This is a genomic window from Parvibaculum sp., from assembly GCF_049672805.1.
GTDB lineage: Bacteria > Pseudomonadota > Alphaproteobacteria > Parvibaculales > Parvibaculaceae > Parvibaculum.
The window spans coordinates 1-10,293 of record NZ_JBATWS010000126.1 but is presented as its reverse complement, the minus strand read 5'-3'; the positions used below and the strand labels follow the sequence as shown (position 1 = coordinate 10,293).

Below are 10,293 nucleotides of genomic sequence, written 5' to 3'. Positions count from 1 at the left end.
CTATCGAGGCGCGCTACCCGGAGCTTCAGCGAGAGGACAGCCCCAATCTTCGCGTTGGCACGGCACCGATGGAAGGCTTCGGCAAGGTGCTGCACAGCATACCCATGCTGTCGCTTTCCAACGCCTTTGATGATGCGGATGTCACGGATTTCTGGAACCGCATTCGCAAGTTCCTGAACCTCAAGGAAGACGACGAGCTTGTCGTGACGGCGGAGCCGAAGATCGACGGGCTTTCGGCGGCGCTGCGCTATGAGAAGGGTGTGCTCGTGCAGGGCGCGACGCGCGGCGACGGGCGCGAGGGTGAGAACGTCACCGAGAATTTGCGCACCATCTCGGCCATTCCCAAAACGCTCAAGGGCAAGAATGTGCCGGATGTCGTGGAGGTGCGCGGCGAAGTCTATATGGCGCATGATGACTTCACGGCTTTAAACGCGCGCCAGCGGGAGGCGGGAAAGCAGGTCTTCGCCAATCCGCGCAATGCGGCGGCAGGCTCTCTCCGGCAGCTTGATCCGAAGGTGACTGCCTCACGCCCGCTTGGCTTCTTTGCCTATGCCTGGGGCGAGATGTCGGAAATGCCCGCCACCACGCAGTCGGGCATGATTAAAGCCTTCGCGGAATGGGGCTTCACCGTGAACCCGCTTTTCACGCGATGTGAGAGCGTGGAAGCGCTCATCGAATTTTACCGGGATATCGAAAAGCGCCGCGCAGAACTCGGCTACGATATTGATGGCGTTGTTTACAAGGTTGACCGGCTCGACTGGCAGAACCGTCTCGGTTTTGTCTCCCGCTCACCGCGCTGGGCGATTGCGCACAAATTTCCTGCGGAACAGGCCGTAACCGTTCTGGAGCGGATCGAGATTCAGGTGGGCCGCACCGGCGCGCTGACGCCTGTCGCGCGGCTGACGCCGGTGACGGTGGGCGGCGTGGTCGTCTCCAATGCAACGCTGCACAATGCGGATGAAATCGAGCGGCTCGGCGTTCGCCCCGGCGACACGGTTGTCGTGCAGCGGGCAGGCGATGTCATTCCGCAAATCGTGCGCGTGGTGGAGGAGAAGCCCCGAGGCGCGAAGCCATATGTTTTTCCGAATACCTGCCCCGAATGCGGCAGCCACGCGACACGCGAGACGAACCCCAAGACGGGCAAGCTCGACGCCGTTATGCGTTGCACGGGCGGGCTTGTCTGTCCCGCACAGGCAGTGGAACGGCTCCGCCATTTCGTATCGCGCAATGCGTTTGATATTGAAGGGCTTGGTGAGAAACAGATCGCTGCCTTCTATCAGGACAAGCTCATTTCCCGTCCCGATGATATTTTCACGCTGGAAGCACGCGACAAGACATCTCTCAAGAAGCTGAAAGATCGTGAGGGCTGGGGGGCAACCTCCGTCAAGAAACTCTTTCAGGCCATAGATAGCAGGCGGGAAGTTGATCTTGATCGCTTCATTTTTGCGCTCGGCATCCGCCATGTGGGTGAAACGAATGCGCGGCTTCTCGCGCGGAGCTATGGGACGCTGGAGAACTTCGAAGCGCAGATGATCGCAGCTGCAGACCCGGAAAGTGATGCGCGGGCTGAACTGCTTTCCATTGGCGGCATTGGCGAGGTGCTGGCGGAGTCGCTCGTCGATTTCTTCTCCGAGAAGCACAATCTCGAAGTGCTGGAAGGTCTGCGCAATGCAGGCGTCAAGGCCTTGCCGCTTGAAGCCCAGGCGACGAACTCGCCTATTGCCGGGAAGGTTGTCGTTTTTACCGGCACGCTGGAGCGCATGACGCGTTCTGAAGCGAAGGCGCGGGCGGAGCAGATGGGGGCGAAGGTTGCGGGCAGCGTTTCCGCCAAGACCGATCTCATCGTGGCGGGGCCGGGCGCTGGCTCGAAGCTCGCCAAGGCCCGTGAACTCGGCATCGAAATCATTGACGAAGATCAATGGATCGAAATGGCGGAAAGTTAAGAAAAACTTCCATTTTGCCCGGGTTAGACGATCTTAACCTTCTCTTCCGATACTGGCCGAAGAAACCGGCTGCGACGGCGCAGCCCTGGGCGGAGAGATATGGAAGCAATTCTGCTCCTTCAGGAAACGCTGATTCTCGACCAGCTTGTCTATGCAGTTGGCGCGGCGCTTACGCGCGGGCGGGTTTCAGAAGAAGCTGAACATGCTTCTACGTTCACCCTTGCAGGGAAAGACGCGCAATCGCTTGCGGCCGAGTGGCAGGCACTCGAGGCGCGCAGCTTGCGGGCTGGTACGGCCTTTCAGGCATGCGATCTGGTGCTGGCCTGGGAAGAACATTTTGCAGATGCGCGCACGGAACTTCGCGTTGTTGGCGTGCGCGAGGACGGCGAGCTTGTTCTTGTCTGGCCGCTCATGGTCGAAACCACGCCTTTGGGAAGGGTTGCCTGTTGGGCGGGCGACCCCATCGGACAATATGGCGATGTGGTCACGGCCAGAAAATGCCGCACCGAATGGATTGATGCTGCCTTTCGCGAAATAGGTGGCTGGTCGGATGTGGGGTTTCTTCACCTGTCCGGTGTGCGGGCCGACAGCGCCATTGCTGACTGGGCCGAGCGGCGCGGAAAGCAGATTGGCGGCAAGGCAGAAGCGCCGGTCCTCGATACAGCGCATTTCAGCAATCTCGATGCATTTCTCGCGGAGAGCTGGCCGCAGGCGAAGCGCAACGCGAAGCGCATGCGGAAGTTCGACTCCCTTGGCGGCTTGAATTTTGAGATTGTGACGCCGGGCCCGCGCGCGGCTGAGCTTGTTGCGCAGGCTTTTGATTTCAAGCGTGCGTGGCTCGCGGAACGCGGTCTCTATGGCCGTGCGGTGATCGACAATCGCACGCAGCAATGTCTCGTCGCACTGGCGGGGGACGCAAAGGCACAGTCCGGCCTTGTCATCTCCTGCCTTTCGGTTGGTGGCGAGGTAGCGGCCATTGAAATCGGCTTCCGGCGCGGTGGCCGGCATTACGCCTATATGGGCAGTTTCTCGCCCGCCTTTGCCAAGCACAGCCCCGGTTTCGTTGTGACGGAGCTTACCATTCGCGACTGTGTGGAGGCGGGGCTCGATGAGTATGACCCGCTGCCGCCTGCGGATGATTACAAGCTGGCATGGAGCAACCGACGTATTGCCGTGCGAGACTATGGCGTTGTGCTCGGCTGGAGCGGCTATCTCGCCCTTGCGTGGATTGCAACGATCCGCCCGGCGGCCAAGGCGCTTTATGAGCGCCTGCCTCTGAAGCTGCGGCGCGGCCTCAGACCTTCCTGAAAAATCAGATTGCCCGCGTAGCCTCTGCGAGCCATTCCTTCATCTCGGCGTCGAGACCAGGTGAAAGCGCCTCGCGCACGCGCGCGTGATAGGCGTTCAGCCATTCCACTTCTTCCGAAGTGAGCAGGCTTTTCTCGACGAGATTGAGATCGATGGGGGCAAGGGTCAGCGTCTCGAAACCCATCATCATGCGTTCGCCCCCTTCCACCGGGGCAGGCGGTGTCACCACGACGAGATTTTCGATGCGGATGCCATAGGCTCCGGTCTTGTAGTAGCCCGGCTCGTTCGAGACGATCATGCCTGCTTTCAGCGGCACATGACCCATTTTCGAAATGCGCTGCGGGCCTTCATGCACGGAAAGGTAGGAGCCGACGCCATGGCCCGTGCCGTGGTCGTAATCGAGGCCTGCCTTCCAGAGCGCCATGCGCGCGAAAGCGTCAAGCTGCGCACCGGATGTGCCTTCAGGGAAGCGCGCAGTTGCGATGCCGATATGGCCTTTCAGCACACGGGTGAAGCGGTCGCGTTCTTCCGCGCCGGGGGTGCCGATTGCGATGGTGCGAGTAACGTCTGTCGTGCCGTCGAGATATTGTGCGCCGGAGTCGACAAGGAAAAGCTCGCCCGGCTTGAGCGGTCGGTTGGTAGCTTCCGTCACGCGGTAATGGACGATGGCGCCATTCGCACCTGCGCCTGAAATCGTGTCGAAGCTCACATCCTTCAGTTTTCCGGTTTCCGCGCGGAAGGCTTCGAGGCGCTTTGCTGCATCGATTTCGGTCACGCCGCCATTCGGTGCTTCAGAGGCAATCCAGGCGAGGAACTTCGTCAGCGCCACGCCGTCGCGCAGATGGGCGGCGCGTGTGCCAGCAATTTCCGCGTCATTCTTGATCGCCTTCGGCAATTCGCAGGGGTCCTGTCCGCGCCGCACTTCTGCGCCCGCATCAGAAAGTTTTGCGGCAATCCATGAGGCACAGGTCGCCGGATCAACGAGGACGGTTTTCTTCGTGCGGCCGAGTGCTTCCAGCGCATCGCCCAGCGCTTCACGCGGATGGAGCGTCACGATATTGCCGAGATGCGCGCGCACCTCCGCGCCGAGCTTGCGCTCGTCAATGAAGAGGTCAGCATGGCCGTCTTCATGCAGCAAGGCAAAGGAGAGAGGCAGCGGCGTGTGCGGCACATCCGCACCACGAATGTTGAACACCCATGCAATCGAGTCCGGCATGGTGAGCACCGCGGTGTTTACACCGCTTGCGCCGAGATCAGCCGCGATCCGGTGGATCTTTTCTGATGCAGGCTCGCCCGCATACTCAACAGGGTGAGGGCGGACTTCCGCGAGCGGGGGCGGGGGCTGGTCGTCCCACACGGCGTCGAGCGGGTTTGTTTCCACCGGCACAAGCGCGCCACCTGCCTTTTCCGCCGCGGCCCGCAGCCGCGCCACACCGTCAAGCGTATGGAGCCAGGGGTCATAGGCGAGCTTGCCGCTTTTGGGCAGGTTCTCCTCGATCCAGCGCGCGGGCGGCTCCTCGATCAGATGCCGCACTTCGAATGTGCCGAGATCGACCTGGGTGCGGACCTGAAGTGTGTAGCGCCCATCGACGAAGATTGCGGCCTTGTCCTTCAGCACAATGGCCATGCCTGCCGAGCCGTTAAAGCCGGTCAGCCAGCGCAACCGCTCCGCATGGGGCGGGACATATTCGCCCTGATGCTCGTCGGCACGGGGGATGAGGAATCCGTCAAGCCCGCGGCGCGCAAGTTCCTCACGGAGGTTTGCGGTTCGCGTTTTGCCAAGCGCCGGGTTCGCGCTGTCTTCATAGGTCTGGAACATGAGGTGAATGTAAGGGCAGGCGTGGAAACCGGCAATGGGGCTTTAGCCTGCCATGCGGAGCGTCACCCAGTCCCCCATGGGCTTGCGCGAGACAAGGTGCATTCCCTGCATCCGCATGGCGCTTGTCACCATGCTTTCCTGTGTTTGCAGCGTGCCGGAAAGGATCAGCGTGCCGCCCGGCTTCAGATGGGCGCGGAAGGCGGGGGCGAGGGAAACAAGCGGGCGGGCAAGGATATTCGCGATGATGAGGTCATAAGGTGCCCGGGCCGCGAGGCTTGTATGGCCAAAACCCTTCGCGGTGACGGCTGTGACGAAAGAGCCGACGCCATTTGCCTTCGCATTCTCTTTCGTTACGCGCACGGCTACCGGGTCAATGTCGGAGGCGAGAACATTCACACGGGCGAGCTTTGCAATAGCGATGGCGAGAACGCCGGTGCCCGTGCCGATATCGAGCGCGTTGAGCGGAACGCCGGGCTTCACAATCTCGGAAATATATTCGAGGCAGCCGGAGGTCGTTTCGTGGTGGCCGGTGCCGAAGGCCTGCCCCGCATCAACGAGAATGGGGATCACGCCTGCGGGCACCTTGTCCGTGTCATGGCTGCCATGCACGAAAAAACGCCCTGCGCGTACTGGTTCCAGCCCTTCGAGGGAGCGTGACACCCAGTCTTCATCCGGCAGAAGTTCAATGCGGAAGTCCCTGGCCTTGACGCCGCTTTCCTTTTCCGCGCGCGCGATCAGCTCACGGATTGTTTCTTCTTCGGGTTCATCGGCATAAAGCGCCTCAACCCGCCATACTCCATGCGCCTCGACCTCGTTCCAGTCGGAGGCGGTTTGCACCAATGGGCCTGAGCCGGGCTCGGCTTCCAGCGTTGATATGGCGAGAGCTTCCGGCCAGATCGCGGCTTCCAGCACGTCTGTGAAACTGTCCGCCACCTCGTAAGGCACGGTGAAGGAGACTTTCCAGACAGCGGTCATCTGTGAGGTGCCTTTGGGCTTGCGGGAAGGGCGATGGTCGAGAAATGCGGAGGCATCGTCACACACGCTCAAGGAAACTGTCGATCACCTTTTTGCGGCCTGCCTTCTCGAAATCGACGGTGAGCTTGTTGCCGTCTATCTCCGCGACATGGCCATAGCCGAATTTCTGGTGAAAGACGCGCTCGCCCCGCACATAGCTCGCCGCTGCGGGATCGCTTGTCGCAACAAGTTCTGCATGGGCTTCATAGGCGGGCGGCTTTGTGCGCATTTCGGCATTTGATTGCGCGCGCCGCCAGCCGGGACTTGAATAATTGCTGTCGCGCGCGAAATCCTGCGCAAAGCGGCTCTGGCCGTAATTCTGGTAACTCGCACCGGCCATCGCAGATTCTGTCACTTCCACATGATGCTTCGGCAATTCATCCACGAAGCGGGAGGGGATGGAGCTTTGCCAGAGCGCGTGGATGCGGCGGTTCGCGGCAAAGGAAATATAGGCGCGCTTCTTAGCACGCGTGATGCCGACATAGGCGAGGCGGCGTTCTTCCTCCAGCCCGGCCATGCCATTTTCATCTAGCGAACGCTGATGCGGGAAAAGTCCTTCTTCCCAGCCGGGCAGAAACACCGTGTCGAACTCCAGCCCCTTGGCGCTGTGCAGCGTCATCAGGTTGATCTTATCCGCGGTGTCGTTCTGTTCATTTTCCATGACAAGGGAGATGTGCTCGAGATAGCTCGCAAGCGTTTCATGCTGTTCCATGGAGCGCACGAGTTCTTTCAGATTCTCGAGCTTTCCCGGCGCTTCGGCGGATTTGTCATTCTGCCACATCTCCGTATAGCCGGATTCGTCGAGGACGATTTCGGCAAGCTCCGTATGCGGCATACCCGGCACGAGCGAGCGCCAGCGTTCCACCATCTCCACAAAATTGGCAAGTGCGCGCCGGGCGGCGGGCTTCAGCTCCTCTGTGGTGACAAGCATCTTGGAGGCGCGGTAAAGCGAGGTGTTCTCCGCCCGCGCGAGCTTGTGGATCGTCTGAAGGGCGACGTCGCCAAGGCCACGGCGTGGCCGGTTCACGATCCGCTCAAAGGCAAGATCGTCATCCGGCTGAGCGATCAGGCGAAGATAGGCGTTCGCATCGCGGATTTCGGCGCGTTCATAGAAACGCGGACCGCCGACTACGCGATAGGGAATGCCGAGATTGATGAAACGGTCTTCAAATTCGCGCATCTGGAAAGAGGCGCGCACAAGGATTGCCATGTCCCTCAGCAAATGGCTCTGCCGCTGCAACTGCTCCACTTCTTCCGCAACGGCGCGGGCTTCTTCCTCGCCATCCCAATAGGAGGCGATCTTTACCGGGTCACCTTCATTGTCATTCGCTTCCGTCCAGAGCGTCTTTCCGAGGCGCTGTTCATTCGCGGCGATGAGGCCCGAGGCAGCACCCAGAATATTGGCGGTGGAGCGGTAGTTCCGCTCAAGGCGGATGACCTTTGCGCCCGGAAAATCCTTTTCGAAGCGGAGAATGTTATCCACCTCCGCGCCGCGCCAGCCATAGATCGACTGGTCGTCGTCACCAACGCAGCAGATGTTGCGATGCTTCTGCGCCAGCAGGCGAAGCCACAGATATTGCGCGATGTTGGTGTCCTGATATTCATCCACCAGCATGTATTTGAAACGGTCCTGCCACTCGGCAAGGACTTCGGGGTGGCGCTGAAAGATGGTCAGCACTTCCAGAAGAAGGTCTCCGAAGTCCGCAGCGTTCAGCACCTTGAGCCGCGCCTGATAGGCAGCATAAAGCTCGCCGCCCTTGCCATTTGCAAAGGACTGGGCTTCCCCCGCCGGAACCTTGTCGGGCGTCAGGCCCCGGTTCTTCCAGCCATCAATGAGAAGGGCAAGCTGGCGGGCAGGCCAGCGTTTCTCGTCGATATTTTCTGCCTGAATGATCTGCTTCATCAGGCGGATCTGGTCATCGGCATCGAGAATGGTGAAGTCGGAGCGGAGGCCGGCCAGTTCCGCATGCCGGCGCAGCATCTTCGCGCCCAGGGCGTGAAAGGTGCCAAGCCATTGCATGCCTTCCACCGCACCGCCGATCAGCCGGCCCGTGCGCTCATGCATCTCGCGGGCGGCTTTGTTGGTGAATGTCACCGCGAGAATCTGCCCCGGCCAGGCGCGGCGCGTGGCAAGAAGATGGGCAAGCCGGGTGGTCAGCACCCTTGTCTTGCCCGTGCCCGCACCGGCGAGCACGAGCACCGGCCCGTCCACCGTTTCCACCGCTTCGCGCTGCTCGGCATTCAGCCCCTCGAGATAGGGCGCGCGCATGGCCGCCATGGCCTGCTGGCTTGTGGAGCGGGCAGTGGTTTCCTCGGGAATGTTCCCAAGATCAAAAGGATCGTCGGCTGTGGTCATGATTCCGGCATAATAGCAGGTGTTGCCCGCCCCGCTAAATCATGTGTCGAGCCGCCTATTTTACCCGCTTGATGCCGATGACGCGGCCTGCCTGTGGCGGGCGAGGCAGATGGGCGTGAGCCTGCTTCATCGCTTCAATCTTCGTCCGCTGCGCGGCGGGGAAGGGAGAGGCGCGGCGTGATTTCATATCGACATGAATGCACATCTGCTCGCTCGTGGCCGCGAGATAGCCTTTCTCAGCGTGATACATATGGCCAAAGACATGGATGCGCTTCTCATCCGCATCAAGCATCTGATAGGTGACGCGCAGGGGATCGCCTTCCTTCACTTCCGCGAGGTAGCAGACATGCACTTCCGCGGTGAAGCAGGAGCCTTCCCCCTTCTGCGTATAATCCCAGCCGATGCCGAGCGTCGAGAAGGCCACGTCGAGCGATTCATCAAAAACGAGATGGTAATAGGCCATGTTCATGTGGCCATTCAGATCGACCCATTCAGGCTCCACCCTGCGGATGGGGCTTTCGAGCGGCGCGGCGGGGGTGGTGTCTGTCATGGTCGTTCTCCTCTGTGACGGGCTTACCCCGTTCTCTGCTTATCGAGAGCATGAGCCTAGGCGAAGGGCAAGCGGCAATCCATAGCCGGAGCGCCATGACGCGGCCGAGGGGCAGTGCTAGGCTTCCCCGATCAGGGAGAGAGTGATGCAGGAAGCGGTGACACAAGAGAGCAGAGAGGCGGCGCTTACGGAACTTGCCGCGCTGCTTGGCGAGCGGCTCACGCGGTCTGCCGCCATGCGCGAGGCGCATGGGCGCGATGAGAGCTGGCATCCCGTTTCCCTTCCCGATGCGGTGGCCTTTGCGGAAACAACGGAGGAGGTTGCTGCCATTGTCCGCATCTGCGCGGCGCATCGCCTGCCGGTCATCCCCTTTGGTGCAGGCACCTCGCTTGAGGGGCATGTCTCTGCCGTGCATGGCGGGTTGTCACTCGATCTCAGCCGGATGAACCGCATCATCGAGGTGAATGCCGAAGACCTGGATGTGCGTGTGGAGGCGGGTGTGATGCGCAAGACGCTGAACGACTATCTGCGCGATACGGGGCTTTTCTTCCCGATTGATCCCGGTGCCAATGCAACGCTTGGCGGTATGGCGGCGACGCGGGCGTCGGGCACCAATGCCGTGCGCTATGGCACAATGCGCGAGAATGTGCTGGCGCTCACGGCGGTCATGGCAGATGGCTCGATCATCCGCACGGGCACGCGGGCGCGGAAATCATCCGCCGGATATGACCTCACGCGGCTTCTTGTCGGTTCGGAAGGCACGCTCGGCATCATCACTGAACTTACGCTCCGGCTCTACGGTATTCCCGAAGCCGTGCGCTCCGGGCTCGTTCCCTTTGCATCGCTTGAAGGGGCCGTTGATGCAGTGATCGAGACGATCCAGTCGGGCCTTCCGATTGCGCGGATCGAGATTCTCGATCCGCTCGCCATCCGCACTTGCAACGCCTATTCGAAGCTCAGTCTTGCCGAGGTGCCGACGCTCTTTGTGGAGTTTCACGGAACGGAAACCTCTGTTGCCGAACAGGCGGAGCGTTTCAGTGCCATCGCTTCGGGGCACGGCGCGGGCGGAGCGGAGTGGGCATCAAAAGCGGAAGATCGCACGCGGCTCTGGGAGGCGCGGCACAATGCCTATTATGCTGCGCTTGCTTCCGCGCCCGGCAAGAAGGGCATGGTCACGGATGTTTGTGTGCCGATCTCGCGGCTTGCAGAAGCGATCTCCGGCACGCTTGCCGATCTTCAGGGTTCCTTCCTGAAGGCACCGATCGTTGGTCATGTGGGTGATGGAAATTTCCATATGCTGATG

The 10,293-nt window shown here is 60.8% G+C and carries 7 protein-coding genes; 3 read left to right on the top strand and 4 right to left on the bottom strand.

Annotated features, from left to right (window positions below):
* A partial coding sequence (gene ligA / locus WBF74_RS04000; protein WP_424435517.1) for an NAD-dependent DNA ligase LigA occupies positions 1 to 1,943 on the top strand: 1,943 nt, incomplete at its 5' end.
* 99 nt (positions 1,944 to 2,042) lie between these two features.
* Positions 2,043 to 3,251: a GNAT family N-acetyltransferase gene (locus WBF74_RS03995; protein ID WP_424435514.1), complete on the top strand. Its 1,209-nt coding sequence runs from the start codon at positions 2,043 to 2,045 to the stop codon at positions 3,249 to 3,251.
* A 4-nt stretch (positions 3,252 to 3,255) separates the two neighbouring features.
* On the opposite strand, the gene WBF74_RS03990 is transcribed toward WBF74_RS03995, so the two are convergent.
* From WBF74_RS03990 to WBF74_RS03975, 4 genes are read right to left on the bottom strand one after another with little or no spacing between them, the layout of a single operon-like run.
* The gene (locus tag WBF74_RS03990) at positions 3,256 to 5,070 is read right to left on the bottom strand and encodes an aminopeptidase P family protein (RefSeq protein WP_424435511.1); all 1,815 of its coding nucleotides are present in this window, start codon (positions 5,068 to 5,070) and stop codon (positions 3,256 to 3,258) included.
* Between the two features lie 42 nt (positions 5,071 to 5,112).
* The gene (locus WBF74_RS03985; protein WP_424435520.1) at positions 5,113 to 6,111 is read right to left on the bottom strand and encodes a 50S ribosomal protein L11 methyltransferase; all 999 of its coding nucleotides are present in this window, start codon (positions 6,109 to 6,111) and stop codon (positions 5,113 to 5,115) included.
* A complete protein-coding gene (locus WBF74_RS03980) occupies positions 6,104 to 8,440 on the bottom strand; it encodes an ATP-dependent helicase (RefSeq protein ID WP_424435508.1) in 2,337 nt (778 codons plus the stop codon). Before WBF74_RS03980 ends, WBF74_RS03985 begins: the two co-directional genes overlap by 8 nt.
* A gap of 55 nt (positions 8,441 to 8,495) precedes the next feature.
* Complete coding sequence (locus WBF74_RS03975; RefSeq protein ID WP_424435505.1) at positions 8,496 to 8,990, bottom strand: thioesterase family protein; 495 nt, start codon at positions 8,988 to 8,990, stop codon at positions 8,496 to 8,498.
* 145 nt (positions 8,991 to 9,135) lie between these two features.
* Here WBF74_RS03975 and WBF74_RS03970 point away from each other — a divergent pair.
* Positions 9,136 to 10,293: FAD-binding oxidoreductase (locus WBF74_RS03970; RefSeq protein ID WP_424435502.1), on the top strand; the 1,158-nt coding region annotated here is incomplete at its 3' end.